Genomic DNA, 16,802 nt, shown 5'->3' on the forward strand with positions numbered 1-16,802 from the left:
CCGCGCCGTCAGTCGGCCAGGGCCACGTACAGGGGGCTGCCGAGCAGTACCCGCATGCCGGGACGGGCGTCGAGTTCGGGGTAGGGGCTGGGGCCGGACAGCAGGCGCCGGGCGACGAACTCCACTTGCTGCCGGGGGCCGCGCAGCAGGCGTCCGGCGGTGTGCACCCAGGCCAGGGACGACTGCTCGGCCGGCATCTCGGCACTGTCGGCGGCGAACGCCGAGGCAAGGCCGGCCAGGAGCGTCGGCACCGAGGAGGGCGCGAACTCCTGGGCCTGCGGGGCGCTCGCGCCGAGCACATGGCCACTGGCGCCGCCGAGACCGAGGATCGTCTGCTCGGTCCGGCCGCCGAAGTACACCAGTGACCCGCCGTTCTCGCCGTTCAGGGGCCCCCACTGCATGGGCAGGCTGCCGCGGAAGTACGGTCCCGGGTCGTCCACCGATCCGGTCTGCCCGGTCTCCTCCAGGTGCCGCAGGACGCGCTCCAGCTTGGCCGTCCGGTCCGGCGCCGGTGCTTCGACACTGCGCCTGACGCTGAACAGCTTGACGCTCACGCCGGCTTCGGTGGTGCTCCTGCGGCCGAAAGCGGGGTCGATCTGGGAGAGCAGCATGTCGACCTTGGCGTCGCTGATGTACACGTAGTACCGGACCGTCACCCCCCGAGGCTATCGCGCAACCGCCGTCCGGGTCCCCGGTTTCGGCCCAGGGCATCGAAAGTCGCCGGGGTGTCGCGGACGGCCGGGGTCCGCTTCAACTCCCGTTCCTCGCGCGGCGCGAGGCACGGCCGGGGCGCGAGTAGGATGATCGAACACATGGCCTGAACCGCTCACCCGCGCAACGGAGCTGCTATGACGACCGATTCACTGCCGCCCCTGGAGATCGACACCAGCAGGGCGCACCCCGCGCGGGTCTACGACTGGCTGTTGGGCGGCAAGGACAACTACCCGGTCGACGAGGCCGTGGGAGAGCGGCTGCCGGCCGAGGCGCGGGACGCGGCGCGGCAGAACCGCCAGTTCATGCACCGGGCCGCCGCCTGGCTCGCCGAGCAGGGAATCGACCAGTTCCTGGACATCGGTACGGGCATCCCCACCCAGCCCAATCTGCACCAGATCGTCCAGGGGATCGTGCCGACGGCGAAGGTCGTCTACACCGACAACGACCCGATCGTCCTGCGCCACGCCGAGGCGCTGCTGATCAGCAGCGACGACGGTGTCACCGACTACATCCAGGCCGATGTGCGGGAGCCGGACTCCATCGTCCGTCACGCCCGCCGGATCCTGGACTTCGACCGGCCGATCGCGCTGTCGCTGATCGCGCTGATGCACTTCGTCACCGACGAGCAGGACGCCCACGGAATCGTCCGGAACCTGATCGCCACGCTGCCTTCCGGCAGTCACCTGGTGCTGTCGCACGCCGCGTCCGACCTCTACCCGGAACTCGCCGCGCAGGTCACGGCCGAGTACGCCAAGGGCGGCATCCAGCTCGGTTTCCGGTCGCGCCCGGAGGTCGAGCGCTTCTTCGACGGCCTGGATCTCGTGCCGCCCGGCCTGGTGACCGCCACGGAGTGGGGCGTGTCGGGTACGGACGCGGTGCCGGAGGGAAGCGGGATCTACGCGGCGGTGGCCCGCATTCCGTGAGTGCGCTTCCGTCCTGCGGCGGTGCGCCGCCGGTGCACGGGCCCCGGTGGCACGGCCGGTGGGCGGTGGCGGGTACGGCCGGACGCGTACGGCTCCCGGCCGGCGATGACACCGAGTCCGAGCCGGAGCGGGCGGCGGTGCGCGGGGCGGCGGCGGATCCTCCGCCGCCCTTCTGATCCGGTGGCGGCCCGGGGCGCCGCGTGCCGTGCTCAGCCAGGCGGTGGCGTGGCCGGTACGACCGGTTCACCGGCCGGGAGGCGGACGGCGAGCGCCGCGATGTCGTCCTGGAGCCGGTCGCCGCTGTAGGCCAGCAGGTCTCGGTGGAGGCGTTCCAGGAGCTCCCGGGGCGGCAGGGCGGACCAGGAACGCAGGCGCTGGAGCAGGGGGTAGAAGGCGCCGGCCGCGTCACGCGTCTCCGTGATGCCGTCCGTGTACAGCAGGAGCTGGTCACCGGGCCGGAAGGAGTAGGCGTCCACGTGGTACGGCTCCCTCAGCAGCACCCCGAGGTTCAGCGGGGGCGCCGACCGCCCCCGGTCGAGTTCGCACACCTCGCCGGAGCGGATGCGGACCGGGGGCGGATGGCCGCAGTTGACGACGCGGATCAGCGGCTCCGCGAAGGGGATCTCGGCGAAGACCGCGGTGACGAACCGTTCGCCCACCTCGCTGCCGCCCAGCAGCACGGCCCTGCGGTTCATGCTCGTCTCCACCCGGTCGGCCAGGGCGGGCAGAGCGGGTTCGTCGTGCGCCGCCTCGCGGAACGCGCCGAGCAGGGCCGCGGCGGTCTCCACCGCGAGCAGCCCCTTGCCCCGGACGTCGCCGATGAGCAGCCGGACGCCGTACCGGGTGGGGACGGCCTCGTACAGGTCGCCGCCGATGCGTGCCTCCGCGGCGGCGGACCGGTACAGGCTCTCCAGGTGGAGGCTGCCGATCTGGTGCGGAACCGGCCGGAGCAGGACCCGCTGGGCGATGTCGGCCACGAAGCGCAGGTCGGCCAGTGTGCGCTCACGGCGGATGCGGTGCGCGGCCAGGATCATGCCGAGGAGGCCGACCAGGCCGGTGCAGATGTAGGAGGCCACGTAGTGGCGGTCCCACAGGTAGCCGACCTCACGGCCCGCACAGCACGGGGTGCCGGCCAGCACCCCTTCCAGGACGACGGCGAACACGGTGGCGCCGCCGACGACGGCCGGGCCGTGGGCGAAGGCGGCCACGAGGGGCAGGGCGATCAGCACGAAGCTGACCGGCCACTCCACGGGCGTCGCGGGTTCCAGCAGCAGAAGGGCCGCGACGTACAGGGCCGGTAGCCATCGCATCCATGCCGGAGGGGCCGACAACCGCGTCCGCGCACCGGCTCCGTCCTCCGGATCCCGACCGGTATGTCCGGGCTTCGGCATACGTGGTCTTCGCACACGGACTCCTGTCACAGGAACTCGACAAGACGTCCAGCCTGGTGCGCGGGGTCGCGACGCGCCGTGATTGCTCCACTCAGCGGCATGTTCCCTGGGTGGCCACGCGCGTACGGGACGTCCTGCGCCGGGGCGGAACCGATCCGCTGCCATGCTCGTACGCCACAGCCCCGACCGGATGGGATCGGTGAGGTCTTCGAGGCCCGCCGCGGTATCGGTGCGTTGATCGCCGAACGTGCCGCGCCGGCCGGGCCGTTCGAGGACCCCGGGCCGCGCACGACCGCCCGGCACGGGTCGTCGAGGCGGTGGCGGCCGGCGACCCGGAACCGCCGACGGGCGGGTCCAGGGTGCCCACGAACCTGGCCGCCGAGACCCGGCAGAGCACACAACCGCCCCGGGCTCGATCCCCTCGGCGGCCACATCACGGGCCAGGCGCCCGCCCACCCCGGCACACCGCACCCCGCCTCCGCCCCTCGGCGGACGCACCGGTCGCCGAGCGCACGATCGCACCACCGGCAACCCCCGACATCACACGGCCCCCTTCCGACCACAGCCGACACACAGACCCGGCCGCCCGCCCACCCCGGCACACCGCACCCCGCCCCCACCCCTCGGCGGACGCACCGGTCGCCGAGCGTGGAGGCGCAGTGCTAGAAAAGGGAGATGAGCGGACGTTCCCGCTGGCCATGGGCGAGCGCGGCGTCGCCGCCCGGTTCACGGGGGTCATCCGGTCCGACCCGTGACCGCGGGCCCTGGCCGCCACGCAGACGCCGTCTTTCGCCGTCCCTGAGCGTCCGCACGCTCGCCGCGCAGGTCTTCGTGCTGCAAGCGCTGATCATGCTGATGCTGGTCGCGGCGGGGGCCACCGCCCTGGTGGTGCAGGGGCGGTACGACGCCCAGCGCACCGCCGAGGACCGCTCCCTGGCCGTGGCGGAGACGTTCGCGCACGCGCCCGGAACGGCGACCGCGCTGCGGTCGCCGCATCCGGCCGCCCAGTTGCAGCCGGCGACGGAGCAGGTGCAGAAGGGGGCCGGCGTCGACTTCGTCAGCGTCCTGGACCGGCACGGAACCCGGATCACCGACAACGACCCCACCCTGATCGGCACGAAGGCCGGGGGCGTCGGCCGGGCCCTCGTGGGCGAGATGTACACCGAGACGTTCCACGGCCCACCCGCCGACGCCGTGCGGGCCGTCGTACCGGTGACGGACCCCGGCAGGCGCGTGGTCGGCGTGGTCACCGCCGGGATCCGGTACACCAACGTCGGCCAGGTGCTGAACCAGCAGCTGCCCCTGCTGCTCGGCATGGCCGCGGGGGCGCTGCTGCTGGCGACCGGGGGCGCGGCGCTGGTCAGCCGGCGGCTGCTGCGGCAGACCCACGGGCTCGGGCCGGCCGAGATGACCCGGATGTACGAGCACCACGACGCCGTGCTGCACGCGGTGCGCGAGGGGGTGGTGATCGTCGGCGGCGACGGGTGCGTGGTGCTGGCCAACGACGAGGCACACCGGCTGCTGGGCCTGCCCGGGGACGCCGAGCAGCGGCATGTGCGGGAGCTGGGGCTGGGGCCGGCCCTGGCGCGGCTGCTGCTGTCGGGTGAGACGGCGTCCGACAAGGTCGTCCCGGCCGGGGACCGGCTGCTGGCGGTGAACATCCGGCCCACCGCCCCGTACGGCGGCGCCCCGGGCCTGGTCGCCACCTTCCGTGACACCACGGAGCTGAGGGCGCTCTCCGGGCAGGCCGAGGTGGCGCGGAGCCGGCTGTCGTTCCTGTACGAGGCGGGGGTGCGGATCGGCACCACACTCGACGTACGGCGTACGGCGGAGGAGCTGTCCGAGGTGGCGGTCCCCCGCATGGCCGACTTCGTCACCGTGGAACTGCTCGACTCCGTGCTGCGCGGTGAGGAGCCCACGAGCGCGGTCCGCGAGATGCGCCGTACCGCGCTGCGGGCCACGCGAGGCGGACACCCCTTGCAGCCGGTGGGCGAGGTGATCCGGTTCCTGGTGTCCGACACGCCGATGGCGGCGGCGCTGCGGCGGGGCAAGGCCGTCCTGGTCCCGGACCTGCACTCCGCCGAGGACTGGCGGGCGCAGGACCCCGAGGGGGCGCGGCGGGCGCTGGACTACGGCATCCACTCGCTGATCACGGTGCCGCTCCGGGCGCGCGGGGTGGTCCTCGGCATGGTCAACTTCTGGCGTGGTGCGCGCTTCCCCCGGTTCGAGGAGGAGGACGTCGCCGTGGCCGAGGAGCTGGTGGCCCGCGCCGCCGTCGCGATCGACAACGCGCGCCGGTACTCCCGTGAACACGCGCTCGCCGTGACGCTGCAACGCAATCTGCTGCCGCTGGGCCTGCCGGACCAGGACGCGCTGGAGGTCGCCTCGCGTTATCTGCCGGCGGAGTCGGGCGTGGGCGGCGACTGGTTCGACGTCATCCCGCTGCCCGGGTTCCGGGTGGCGCTGGTCGTCGGGGACATCGTGGGGCACGGGCTCCAGGCCGCGGTCACCATGGGACGGCTGCGCACGGCCGTGCTGAACTTCTCCTCGCTGGACCTGGCCCCGGACGAACTGCTCGGGCACCTGGACGAGATGGTGACCCGGCTGGACACCCAGCTGGACACCCCGAGCGCGACCGCCGCCGACGACGACCGGGTACCGCTCACCGGTGCCACCTGCCTCTACGCCGTCTACGACCCGGTCGGTGGGCACTGCACCCTCTCCCGCGCCGGGCACCTCGCACCCGCCGTGGTGGATCCGCAGGGCAGGGTGTCCTTCCCCGACCTCCCGCTGTCGCCGCCTCTGGGGGTGGGCGGTCATCCCTTCGAGGCCGGGGAGCTGGAGCTGCCCGAGGGCAGTCGCCTGGTCCTGTTCACCGACGGGCTGGTCGAGAACCGTGGACGGGACGTCGACGAGGGCCTGGCGATGCTGTCCTCGGCCATCGCCGACGCGGACCGGACGCCGGAGGAGACCTGCCGCGCCCTCGTGGAGACGATGCTGCCCGGGCATCCCAGTGACGACGTGGCACTGCTGGTCGCCCGGACCCGGCTGCTCGACCCGGCGTGCGTCGCGACCTGGGACGTCCCCTTCGACGTGGAGGCCGTGTCCCGGGTACGCGGCGAGGCGAGCCGGCGGCTCGCCGACTGGGGGCTGGAGGAGACGGCGTTCGGCACGGAGCTGATCCTCAGCGAACTCCTGACCAACGCGATCCGCTACGGCGCTCCGCCCGTACGGGTGAGGCTGCTGCTGGGCCGCACCCTGGTGTGCGAGGTGGCGGACGGCAGCAACACCTCACCCCGGCTGCGGCGCGCGGCCAGCACCGACGAAGGGGGCCGCGGTCTGTTCCTGGTCTCCCAGTTCGCGGACATGTGGGGGACGCGCTACGCGCCGCGGGGCAAGGTCATCTGGGCGGAGCAGCGGCTGGAGGGCGTCCCGGAACCGGACCCTTCGGCCCTCCTGGACGTGCTGGGCGTCTGACGTCCCGGCCCGGCTCCGGAGGCGGGTCAGGAGAGCCAGTCCTCGTAGCGGGTGGGGGCGAGCCGGGCCTGCGGGTCGGTGAGCGCGTCCCCCTTGACGACGGCGAACATGCCGGCGGTCGGATCGGTGACGACGCCGCGGTTGTCGCCCCTGCGGGACAGGGTCGTGCGGCCCAGCTCGTCCAGGGTGAAGACCTCGGGGCCCGCGATGTTGCGGATGCCGTTCAGCGGGGCGCCCACCGCGACCTCCGCCACCGCGTCGGCCACGTCCCGGGCGGCGATCGGCTGGATCGGCGTGGCGGGCAGCCGGACGGTGTCGCCGTCGGTGGTCCAGGACAGGACGTCGTCCATGAACTCCATGAACTGCGTGGCGCGGACGATCGAGTACGGGACGCCACCGGCCGCGAGGATGTTCTCCTGGAGCACCTTGGCCCGGTAGTAGTCCAGCTCCGGCACCTGGTCCGCGCCGACGATCGAGAGGATCACGATGTGGCCGACGCCGCCCTTCCGGGCCGCGGCCAGGAGGTTGTCCATCGAGGTCTGGAAGAACGCCAGGGAGGCCGCGTCGAAGGTCGGGGAGTTCGTCGTGTTGACCACCGCATCGGCTCCCGCCACGGCCGCGTCCAGCCCCTGGCCGCTGATGACGTCGACCCCGGTGGAGTGCGAGTGCGGCACCGCCTCGTGCCCCGCGGCCTTCAGATTCCTGACGACCTGCGACCCGATCAGCCCGGTACCGCCGATGACTGCCACCTTCATGACACACCTTTCGTCGGGATTACCCGCAATATGGCATATGCACCCCAGAGGGGCGCGGGCTGGGACGGTGAGCGGGGCATGGGGGTGACCGGTCGCGACGCCCGCCCGGCAGCCCGTTCGAAACTTTCCGTGGGTCCGCCGTCGCCGGACCCGTAATATCGGTGATCTCTTGGGGGAGGTGGTCATGGGCAAGCGGCGCCCTGGCTCGCCGACGCTGGAGGAGGTGGCCGCTCACGCCGGCGTGGGCCGGGGCACGGTCTCCCGCGTCGTCAACAACGCGGCCGGCGTGAAGGAGTCGACACGCCGGGCCGTGCAGCAGGCCATCGCGGAACTGGGCTACGTCCCCAATCTCGCGGCCCGTTCACTCGCCGGGCGACGGGCCGACGCGGTCGCGCTCGTCATGACGGAGCCGGACTGGCGGAAGTTCGCGGAGCCCTTCTTCTCCGAGATCGTCCGTTCGCTCGGCGACGCCCTGACCGACACCGGGATGCAACTGCTGCTCACCCTGGTCCGCTCGGACACCGACCGGGAGCGCTTCCTGGAGTACGCCCGCGGCGGCCGGGTCGACGGGGTGCTGGTGATGTCCGTGCACGCCGACGATCCGCTGCCCGACATGCTCGCCGCGGCCCGGCTGCCGACCGTCCTGCTGGGCCGCCGTTCGGCCGACGAGCACGTCAGCTATGTCGACGCGGACAACGTCGGCGGCGCCCGCAGCGCGGTCGCCCATCTGCTGGACAAGGGCCGGCGCACGATCGCCACGATCACCGGGCCGCTCGACATGTACGTCACCCGGTGCCGGCTGCGCGGTTACCGCGACGCCCTGGCCCGTGCCGGGCTGGACGCCCCGCCGTCCTGGGTCGCGGAGGGCGATTTCACCGCGGAGAGCGGCCGGCGCGCCATGGCCCGGCTGATCGAACGGCACCCGGAGATCGACGGTGTGCTCGCCGCCTCGGACACCACCGCCGCCGGCGCCCTTGAGGCGCTGCGCGCGGCGGGACGCCGGGTGCCGGAGGACGTCGCCGTCATCGGTTTCGACGACTTCCCGCTGGCCGAGCGGACCGAGCCGCGGCTGACCACGGTGCGACAGCCGCTGGAGGAGATCGGGCGGGCCATGGTGCGGCTGCTCCTGGAGGAGATGGAGGAGTCGTCCGTGGCGTGGCGGCACGTGATCCTCCGTACGGAGCTGGTGGTGCGCGAGTCGGCGTAGCGCCGTCGGGCGTGCCCGGTGCGCTGCGGCCGGTCCCCGCTTCGGGAGCGCTCCCAGGCGACGGCAGCCGCGCCGACCGGGCCGCCTCCGACCTGCGGTTTCGAGACTTCTTCGACACTGACCCCGCACGGAGCCTTGTCAGGGACATGAACTCTCCCTACAGTCCCTGCCCAACGGAGGGAATGGGAGCGCTCCCATCCAGCTGCGCCCGGGAGCGCTCCCGAACTCCCCTCACCGTCATGGAGAGGACCCGCATGCGACCGTACAAGCACCCTGTCCGTGGAGCGCGCGGCCTGCTGGGCGCACTGCTCACCGCGCTCGCCGCCCTGGCGGCGCTGCTCACCGTCGCTCCCGCGGCCCAGGCCGGCACCACCATCTGCGAACAGTACGGCTCGACGACGATCCAGGACCGCTACGTCGTCCAGAACAACCGCTGGGGCACCGGCGAGACCCAGTGCATCGACGTCACGGACTCCGGATTCCGCGTCACCCAGGCCGACGGCTCCGTTCCGACGAACGGCGCCCCGAAGTCCTACCCGTCCGTCTACAACGGCTGTCACTACACCAACTGCTCGCCCGGGACGAACCTTCCGGCCCGGCTCGGCAGCATCTCCCGCGCTCCCACGAGCATTTCCTACGGCTATGTGAGCAACGCCGTGTACGACGCCGCCTACGACATCTGGCTCGACCCCACGCCCCGCACCGACGGCGTCAACAAGACCGAGATCATGGTGTGGTTCAACAAGGTGGGCTCCATCCAGCCGGTGGGCTCACAGGTCGGCACCGCGACCGTGGCCGGACGTCAGTGGCAGGTGTGGTCCGGCAACAACGGCGGAAACGACGTGCTGTCCTTCGTCGCGCCGTCGGCGATCACCAGCTGGAGCTTCGACGTCATGGACTTCGTCCGGCAGGCCGTGTCCCGCGGGCTCGCGCAGGACAGCTGGTACCTGACCAGCGTGCAGGCGGGCTTCGAGCCCTGGCAGAACGGCGCCGGCCTGGCCGTGACCTCGTTCTCCTCCACCGTCGACACCGGCAGCGGCGACCCGGGCGGCCCCGGGAACCCGGCGGCCTGCAAGGTGGCCTACGGGACCAACGTCTGGCAGGACGGCTTCACCGCCGAGGTCACCGTCACCAACACCGGCTCCTCCCCCGTCAGCGGCTGGCGGCTGGCCTTCACCCTGCCCGCGGGGCAGCGCGTCACCAGTGCCTGGGGCGCCGCCGTGACGCCGTCCTCGGGGGGCGGTCACGGCGAGCGATCTCACCTACAACGCACAGATCGCGCCCGGCGGTCAGGTGACCTTCGGGTTCCAGGGCGGCTACGGCGGCACGTTCGCCAAGCCCTCCGGATTCAGCCTGAACGGGGCCGCGTGCGCCACCGCGTGACCCGCGCACCGTCCGTGTGACACACCCACCCGCTCCGGGACCCGCCCGTCTCGCACCGGCCGATCGGGCGGGTCCCGGCTCCACCTCCCGGCGCCGCCCCGCTCGACGGACCCGTCCCAGCCCCGCCCCGCTCCCGGACCGTTCCAGGAAAGGCCCGCCCGCATGAGCCTCCCGCTCGCCCGCCGCCGCCCGGTGACGGCCCTGGCCGTGTGTGCCGCGGCCCTGGCCCTCACCGCGTCGGCCGCCGCCGCACCGGAGCCCGCCGGCGCCTCCCCGGCCGCGGTCCTGCCGTACCAGGACCCGTCCGCACCCGTGCCGGACCGCGTCACCGATCTGCCGGCGCGGATGCCCCTGGACGACAAGCTCGGCCAGATGACGCAGATCGAGCAGGACGCCCTCGTCCCGCGGTCCGACCTCGCCGCCTACGGCTCGCTCACCACGGGCGGCGGCCGGGCCACCGTCCGCGACGCCGCCTTCAACGGCTCCCTGAGACCCGGCGGCACCACGACGTTCGGCTTCACCGCGGAGGGCGCCCCCGGCACACCCGCCCCGCACCGCGCCGGGAGCTGAAGGACGCGCCCGTCGACCGCACCTGTCCCCTACCACCCGCAACCCCGCACCAGGAGGACGCATGACACACCCCACCCGCCGGACACCCGCGCACCGGCCGAGACCGGGGCGCCGGCGGCACCGGGCGGCCTCGCTGGGCGCGATGTTCGCCACCCTGGCGCTCGGTCTGACCGGGCAGCTCACCGCGCACCCCGCCGTCGAGACCAGCGCCGGCACCCCGTTCGCCGGCCCGCTCGGCGCCGGCGTGACGTACACCGACGCCCCGGCGGTCCCGGCGTACTCCGGTACGACGCCCGCCCGGGGTTTACCGCCCGTCTGATCCGAATCGGAAGGAGCTGAACGTGGCTCGACGCAACAGACTGATGTCGGTGGCAGCGGCTCTGTCGACGCTGCTGGCGGCACTCGCCCTCACCCTCCTGGGGCAGACCAACGCCCAGGCGCACGGGGTGGCGATGCTGCCCGGATCCCGCACCTACCTGTGCTACCTGGACGCGCACACGACGACCGGCGGACTGGACCCGACCAACCCGGCGTGCCGGGACGCGCTGGCCAAGAGCGGTGCGACGGCGCTGTACAACTGGTTCGCCGTGCTCGACTCCAACGCCGGTGGCCGGGGCGCCGGTTACGTCCCGGACGGCACCCTGTGCAGCGCGGGTGACCGGTCGCCGTACGACTTCCGCGCCTACAACGCGGCGCGCTCGGACTGGCCGCGCACCCATCTGACCAGCGGGGCGACGATCCAGGCGCAGTACAGCAACTGGGCGGCGCACCCGGGTGACTTCCGCGTCTACGTCACCAAGCAGGGCTGGTCGCCCACCTCCGCCCTGCGCTGGGCCGACCTCGACCTGGTCCAGACGGTCACCAATCCGCCGCAGCAGGGGTCGCCGGGCACCGACGGCGGCCACTACTACTGGGACCTGAAGCTGCCCTCCGGGCGGTCCGGTGACGCCCTGCTGTTCATCCAGTGGGTCCGTTCGGACAGCCAGGAGAACTTCTTCTCCTGCTCGGACATCGTCTTCGACGGCGGCCACGGCGAGGTCACGGGCATCCGCACCTCCGGCGGTACGCCGACGCCCACGCCCACGCCCACGCCGACACCCACGGATCCGCACACCGGTTCCTGCATGGCCACGTACTCCGTGGTGAACTCCTGGAGCGGTGGCTTCCAGGCCTCCGTCGAGGTCATGAACCACGGCACGGCGCCGCTCGACGGGTGGGCCGTGGCCTGGCAGCCCGGGGCGGGCACCAGGATCAGCAGCGTGTGGAACGGCACGCTGTCCACCGGTACCGACGGCACGGTCACGGTCCGCAACGTGGACCACAACCGGGTCGTGCCCGCCGACGGCAGTGTCACCTTCGGCTTCACCGCCACGTCGACCGGCAACAACGTCCCCGCCGGTTCCATCGGCTGCGTCAGCACCACCTGACGCGGACGGCCCCGCCGCCTCCCCAGACCGGTTCCGGGGAGGCGGCGGGCGCCCCGGAAGAGACATGACCTGACACTGGCGGACTCAGGCGGAGCGGGACGACCATGGCACGCATGAGTGAGCAACCCGCGCGCTGGAGCCAGGCAACCGTCCACCCCGACATGTGGGTCGACCCCGCGGACGATCCCCGGCACAGCGAGGGAGCCGGTCCGGAGGGTGAGTCGGCGACCCTGGAGGACTTCCTGACGGGGTACCGCACCACCCTGCGGATGAAGTGCGAGGGCATGGACCCGGAGCAGCTCGCCCGCCGGTCGGTACCGCCGTCGACCATGTCGCTGCTCGGCCTGCTGCGCCACCTCGCCGAGGTGGAGCGGGACTGGCGCGGCTGGATCAGCGACGGTGACCCGCCGCCGAAGCTGTACGGCGAGCCGGACGGGGACTTCCTCGGAGCCGTCGCCGAGCGGGCCGTGGTCGACGCCGCGTACGCCGATCCGGAGCGCGAGCAGGCCGCGACCGACGCGGCGCTGGCCGAGCACCCCGATCTGGGTGAGCGGCTGGGGAAGGACAGGATCGCGGTGCGCGAGCTGCTGGTGCACAGGATCGAGGAGTACGCCCGTCACTGCGGGCACGCCGATCTGCTGCGCGAGTGCGTCGACGGACGGGTGGGCCAGTGACCGGGGCGGAGTGTCACGGGAGTTGTTCACACTCCTGTGCGGTGGCGCGGGCCGCGTCGCGCAGGGCGCGTACGGCGAGCACGTCCCGGTGTGCCGGGAGCCATGCCAGGTAGGACTCCGATTCGCCCAGCTCGGGCGCGTCCACGTAGACGAGGCCCGGTCGTGGGTAGAGCTGGCGCGCGGCTGCCGGGAGGAAGGTGATGGCCCGTGCCTGGAGCACGGCGAGCACCATGGCCTCGGTGTCCCGGACGACGGGGCCGAACCGCACCGGCGTACCGTCCGGTCGTGGATTGACCGTGAGGTGGTCCCACCACAGCCGCGGGACGTCGCGTGGCATGTCGACCACCGTGCGGTCCGCGAGCTGGGCCAGGGTGAGCGTGGTCTCGCCGGCCAGGGGGTCGTCCGCCGGGAGGCAGACGACCCGCGGCTCACTGGCCAGCCGGACGCTCTGGAGGCCCGGGGGCAGGGGGCCGCGCAGGAAGGCCGCGTCGACCTCCCCGTTCGCCAGTGCCTCGAACTGCTCGACGAAGTTCAGGTTGCGCACCTCGACCTGGAGGTGCGGGTGGTGGTCACGCAGGTGGGCGAGGACGGCCCTGGCGTGCGGCATGGCCGCCTCGGCGCCGAGGGAGCCGACGCACAACTCCCCCCGGACGGCGTCGGCATGCGCGTCGGACACCCGGAGCAGTCGTTCCATCGCCGCGACGACGGCCCTGGCCTCCTCGACGACGGCCGCACCGGCGGTCGTCAGCCGCGCACCGCCGCTTCCGCGCTCGACCAGGCCGATCCCCAGACGCTCCTCCAGCGCCCGGATCTGCTGACTGAGTGCCGGTTGCGAGATGAACATCCGCGCGGCTGCCCGCTTGAAGTGCAGTTCCTCTGCCACCGCCAGGAGCAGGCGCAGCTGATGGACGCTCGGCTCCCGCACCTTCCCGCGACGTCCTTGAGCAGGGACCATAGTCAAAAGGCTATCGAAGCATCGCCCTTTCTCCTACGGACCGTCCCTGTCCCGGTCGCCGGGACGGCGGGCAGCATGGTCCGAGGACAGCAGCAGGACATGACCGCGTCACCGACCGCCTGCTGCGCTGAGACTGGGGGAATCCACATGCGTCGTACCCGCGTGCTCGCCGCCCTCGGCGTCCTCACCGCGGCGGTGGTCGTCGCACCGGTGGGGACAGCCGCCGCGGCGGCCGACGAGACGTCGTACAGCGTGGTGCCGTACGAGAACGTGAACGTCCGCAAGCTGCCGACCAAGGACAGCGCGTATCTGGCCACGCTCACCGCCGGCCAGACCTACCAGGCCTATTGCTGGACACACGGTCAGACCATCACCGACAACGGCTACACCAACGACATCTGGATCGGCTTCGCGGACGGCTACAGCAGCGCCGTGTACTTCAAGGGCGACGCGTACGCCAACCTGCCCGCTTCGGCGCAGTGTTGAGCGCGAGCCCGCTTCAGACAGGGGGATGACATGAACAAGATCTCGCGAAGCCTCGCCGTAGCGGTGACCGCCGCGGCCTCCGTCGTGGCGCTGAGCGGCGCGGCGCAGGCGCGGCCCGCCGCGGGTGACTGGAACGGCTGCCCGTACGGGGCCGTCTGCATCTGGGGGCAGGACCGCAACCCGTACCTCGACCCGCACCCGACCAACGTGTACTGGAGCTACGGCGCGCACAACCTGAGCAACCAGTACGGCGATCATTACGTCTTCAACAACCAGTACGGCGGTGCCAGCATGAGCCTGTGCACCAGCTACAACGGCGCCGGGTGCCATCTGGCGCTCCTGGAGCAGGAGATCGGGAGCTTCAACCTGACGCCGTACAACTCGATCACCCTCAACCGGTAGCCGCGGGCGCGACACCTCCTCCGGGCGCCACGCCAGGCGCCCGGCTCAGGAGGTGTCGGCCGTCGTCCGCGCCGGCGCGTGCCACGGGACGGCGTACGTGATGCGTGTCAGGTCGGTCATGAGGGAGTCCAGCCACGCGACGGTCGCGTAGTACCGGCGGGGAGCGCCGGGCGGCTCGGCGGTGAGGCCGGGGAGGGCCGGATCGATCAGCGGTGTCGCCGCGACGGGGGTGTCGTCCCCCGGGTCCAGCGCCGCCGAGACCAGCAGCATCCGGCCCGCCACCCGCTCCCCCAGCATGCCGGCCGACAGGGCCGCCGCCGGGTTCAGCGGGGTGAGCGGCGGCTCCAGCAGCCGTGTCGAGCCCCACAGGGTGTGATGCCCGGCGATCAGCGTCGCCTGCCAGTCCAGGGCGGGTGGCCGCACCCGGCGCCCGCTGCCGCCGAAGGGCGGTGTCGGCTCGCTCTGCACCTGCGCGTACGCGGACTCCGCGAGGACGATGGCACGTTGCAGGCAGCGGTGATGGGGCGCCCTGGACAGCGGGGGCGACACCGTGCCGCACGCCACCGAGGCACTGGTGGCCACGACGATCTCCGCGGCCCTGCGCAGCAGGTCCGCCGCCGTCCGGCGCAGTTCCTCATGGCCGCCCCGGGGCCAGGCCAGCACGCCGAAGACCGCGCCGATCGCGCTGCCGATCAGCACGTTCAGCACGCGGACCTCCGCCAGCCGCCAGGTCGGCGGCGCGAGCTGTGCGAAGACCAGCGCCACGAGCACGGTGAACAGTCCCTGCGCCCATCCCACGCCCCTGACCGGCCCCACCGTGAAGCCGAGCAGCATCCACAGCGGCAGGAGGACGGCGTACACGGTGGTGTCGGAGCCCACGGAGATCAGGATGCCGGCGCTCAGCAGGGCCCCGGCCAGCGTGCCCACCAGCGCCAGGCGGATGGTGCTCCAGGTCTCGCCCATGGTGGTGCGGGTCAGGGTGAGGGTCGCCAGCATCGCCCAGAAGCCGTGCGGCAGTGTGTCCACCCCGGCCACCAGCCGGGCCGCCGTCAGGGCCAGGGCGATGCGCACCGCGTTCTGGAAGAACACCGAGCGGCGCCCGGCGTGGCCGCGCAGGCGGTGCCACCACAGGACGGGGGCCCAGGCGGTGGCGTACCAGAACCGGCCGGGCTGGAGTTCCACCGAGGCGTGCCGGCCCCGCACCGCCAGATCGGCCGCCGCGCCCATGGCCAGCGCCGCGTCGGCGATCTCCAGCACGGCGGCGTGGCAGCGCAGGACGGCGGGCGGGAGAAGGGCGCCGGCCGGGAGGGCAGGGGGGCCCGCGGACACGGCGGACAGGTGGGCGCGTGCCGCGGTCAGCTCCTTCTGCCGTGCCGCGGGGGAGGTCCCGGCCCGCAGGCAGCTCGCGGTCGCCGTGGCCGTGCGCGCCACCGCCCGCAGTACGGCGGTCACCTCGGGTGCCGGGCCCTGGTGCGGCAGGGCGGGCAGCTCGGCGAGCCTGCCGAGCAGGGTACGGGTGGCCAGGCCGGTGTGGGCGAGGGCGCGGGCGCGCACCCCGGGCCCCGCCGGCCGCTCCGCCTCGGGCACGCTGAGCGACCGCAGCGACTGGCTCACCTCCTGGGCCGCCAGGATGTCGGTGCCGGACAGGGCGTCCCGGTGTGCCGCGAGCTTCGCCGCGCACCGCTCGGCGACCACCGCCGCCCGGGCGACCCGCTCCCGGTACGTCAGCGGAGCGGGCTCCCGGAAGAGCAGCGCCTCGGCCGCGGCGAAGAAGGCCAGCCCCGTCGTCGTACCGATCAGCCGGTCGCCCAACGAGCCGGGGTCGTAGGGCGGGAAGGAGGGGAGGATGTAGAGGAGTTGGAGGCCCGGCGCCGCGCCCGCCGGGCGGGGTCCGCCGACGGCGGCGAAGGCCAGTGTGAAGCCGACCACCAGCATGCCGACGACCGCGCTCCAGGTCCGCACCGACAGATAGGTGCCGGCGGCCACCAGCACCCAGCACACCGGCAGCAGGCGCGTCATCAACGCCGCGCGCTGCCGCCCGGTACCGGGGATCCTGGCCAGCCCGCCCAGCGCGACCACGGTGAACAGCGCGTAGGTCGCCGCCACGGGACGGCCGAAGCCGTAGCGGAAGGCGTAGAAGCCGGCCGCGGCCACGAGTGTCACACGCAGCGCACGACGGCCGGAGGCGGCGTAGGCCGCCTGGAGCCGCGCACCTCGCTCACCCCACACTCCTCCAGAATCACCCACCGCGGGGCATCCGGCACGTCACTGGGCAGGCGGGTCGCCGAGGGGGTCGCCGAGGCGAATCGCCTGGGCACAAACACGAAGGCGAGGAGTCAGCCACTCCTCGCCACTCTTAACTTATAGCGCACCGGGGGGCTTGCGGCAAGGCCCCCGTCGTACCGCAGAATTGCCGGCCGAGGTCAGGAAGCTGCGGA

14 protein-coding genes and 1 pseudogene are annotated in these 16,802 nt (G+C 73.0%); 10 read left to right on the forward strand and 5 right to left on the reverse strand.

Translation table 11 applies throughout. The annotated features are described in order from the left end of the window. Positions 1–8 precede the first annotated feature (8 nt). Positions 9–656 carry a DUF7019 family protein gene (locus tag IE273_RS12400; RefSeq protein WP_189815178.1) on the reverse strand — a complete coding sequence of 216 codons (648 nt, stop codon included), beginning with the start codon at positions 654–656 and terminating at the stop codon, positions 9–11. A 192-nt stretch (positions 657–848) separates the two neighbouring features. Between IE273_RS12400 and IE273_RS12405 the strand changes: the two genes are divergently transcribed. After that, positions 849–1,637: an SAM-dependent methyltransferase gene (locus IE273_RS12405; RefSeq protein WP_189815179.1), complete on the forward strand. Its 789-nt coding sequence runs from the start codon at positions 849–851 to the stop codon at positions 1,635–1,637. A gap of 209 nt (positions 1,638–1,846) precedes the next feature. Here the strand turns inward: IE273_RS12405 and IE273_RS12410 are convergent, their stop codons facing one another. Continuing rightward, positions 1,847–2,947: a PP2C family protein-serine/threonine phosphatase gene (locus IE273_RS12410; protein ID WP_189815180.1), complete on the reverse strand. Its 1,101-nt coding sequence runs from the start codon at positions 2,945–2,947 to the stop codon at positions 1,847–1,849. 912 nt (positions 2,948–3,859) lie between these two features. Here IE273_RS12410 and IE273_RS12415 point away from each other — a divergent pair. Beyond that, positions 3,860–6,505 carry a SpoIIE family protein phosphatase gene (locus IE273_RS12415; protein WP_189815181.1) on the forward strand — a complete coding sequence of 882 codons (2,646 nt, stop codon included), beginning with the start codon at positions 3,860–3,862 and terminating at the stop codon, positions 6,503–6,505. Between the two features lie 26 nt (positions 6,506–6,531). Here IE273_RS12415 and IE273_RS12420 read toward each other — a convergent pair whose 3' ends face one another. Next, positions 6,532–7,260 carry an SDR family oxidoreductase gene (locus tag IE273_RS12420; protein WP_189815182.1) on the reverse strand — a complete coding sequence of 243 codons (729 nt, stop codon included), beginning with the start codon at positions 7,258–7,260 and terminating at the stop codon, positions 6,532–6,534. 184 nt (positions 7,261–7,444) lie between these two features. On the opposite strand from IE273_RS12420, the gene IE273_RS12425 reads away from it, so the two are divergent. The 6 genes and pseudogenes from IE273_RS12425 (at position 7,445) to IE273_RS12450 (ending at position 12,521) form a co-directional block, all read left to right on the forward strand. Beyond that, positions 7,445–8,467, forward strand: a complete 1,023-nt coding sequence (locus IE273_RS12425) for a LacI family DNA-binding transcriptional regulator (protein ID WP_189815183.1) — start codon at positions 7,445–7,447, stop codon at positions 8,465–8,467. Between the two features lie 254 nt (positions 8,468–8,721). Next, positions 8,722–9,850: pseudogene (locus IE273_RS12430) on the forward strand (glycoside hydrolase family 12 protein). A gap of 162 nt (positions 9,851–10,012) precedes the next feature. Next, entirely contained in the window at positions 10,013–10,420 is a 408-nt protein-coding gene (locus IE273_RS12435) for a cellulose-binding domain-containing protein (RefSeq protein ID WP_229887194.1), read from the forward strand. A gap of 142 nt (positions 10,421–10,562) precedes the next feature. After that, complete coding sequence (locus tag IE273_RS12440; protein ID WP_229887195.1) at positions 10,563–10,739, forward strand: hypothetical protein; 177 nt, start codon at positions 10,563–10,565, stop codon at positions 10,737–10,739. 22 nt (positions 10,740–10,761) lie between these two features. Beyond that, a complete protein-coding gene (locus IE273_RS12445) occupies positions 10,762–11,847 on the forward strand; it encodes a lytic polysaccharide monooxygenase auxiliary activity family 9 protein (RefSeq protein ID WP_189815185.1) in 1,086 nt (361 codons plus the stop codon). Between the two features lie 113 nt (positions 11,848–11,960). Then, positions 11,961–12,521 carry a DinB family protein gene (locus IE273_RS12450; RefSeq protein ID WP_189815186.1) on the forward strand — a complete coding sequence of 187 codons (561 nt, stop codon included), beginning with the start codon at positions 11,961–11,963 and terminating at the stop codon, positions 12,519–12,521. Positions 12,522–12,534: 13 nt separating this feature from the next. Here the strand turns inward: IE273_RS12450 and IE273_RS12455 are convergent, their stop codons facing one another. Next, positions 12,535–13,446: a LysR family transcriptional regulator gene (locus tag IE273_RS12455; RefSeq protein WP_189815187.1), complete on the reverse strand. Its 912-nt coding sequence runs from the start codon at positions 13,444–13,446 to the stop codon at positions 12,535–12,537. A 177-nt stretch (positions 13,447–13,623) separates the two neighbouring features. Between IE273_RS12455 and IE273_RS12460 the strand changes: the two genes are divergently transcribed. After that, positions 13,624–13,962, forward strand: coding sequence for an SH3 domain-containing protein (locus IE273_RS12460; protein WP_189815188.1), 339 nt, complete (start codon positions 13,624–13,626; stop codon positions 13,960–13,962). A 30-nt stretch (positions 13,963–13,992) separates the two neighbouring features. Further along, complete coding sequence (locus IE273_RS12465; RefSeq protein ID WP_189815189.1) at positions 13,993–14,364, forward strand: hypothetical protein; 372 nt, start codon at positions 13,993–13,995, stop codon at positions 14,362–14,364. A 45-nt stretch (positions 14,365–14,409) separates the two neighbouring features. On the opposite strand, the gene IE273_RS12470 is transcribed toward IE273_RS12465, so the two are convergent. After that, a complete protein-coding gene (locus tag IE273_RS12470; protein ID WP_229887196.1) occupies positions 14,410–16,593 on the reverse strand; it encodes an FUSC family protein in 2,184 nt (727 codons plus the stop codon). Positions 16,594–16,802: the final 209 nt, after the last annotated feature.

This window comes from Streptomyces olivaceoviridis (assembly GCF_014650115.1).
Taxonomy (GTDB): Bacteria; Actinomycetota; Actinomycetes; order Streptomycetales; family Streptomycetaceae; genus Streptomyces; species Streptomyces olivaceoviridis.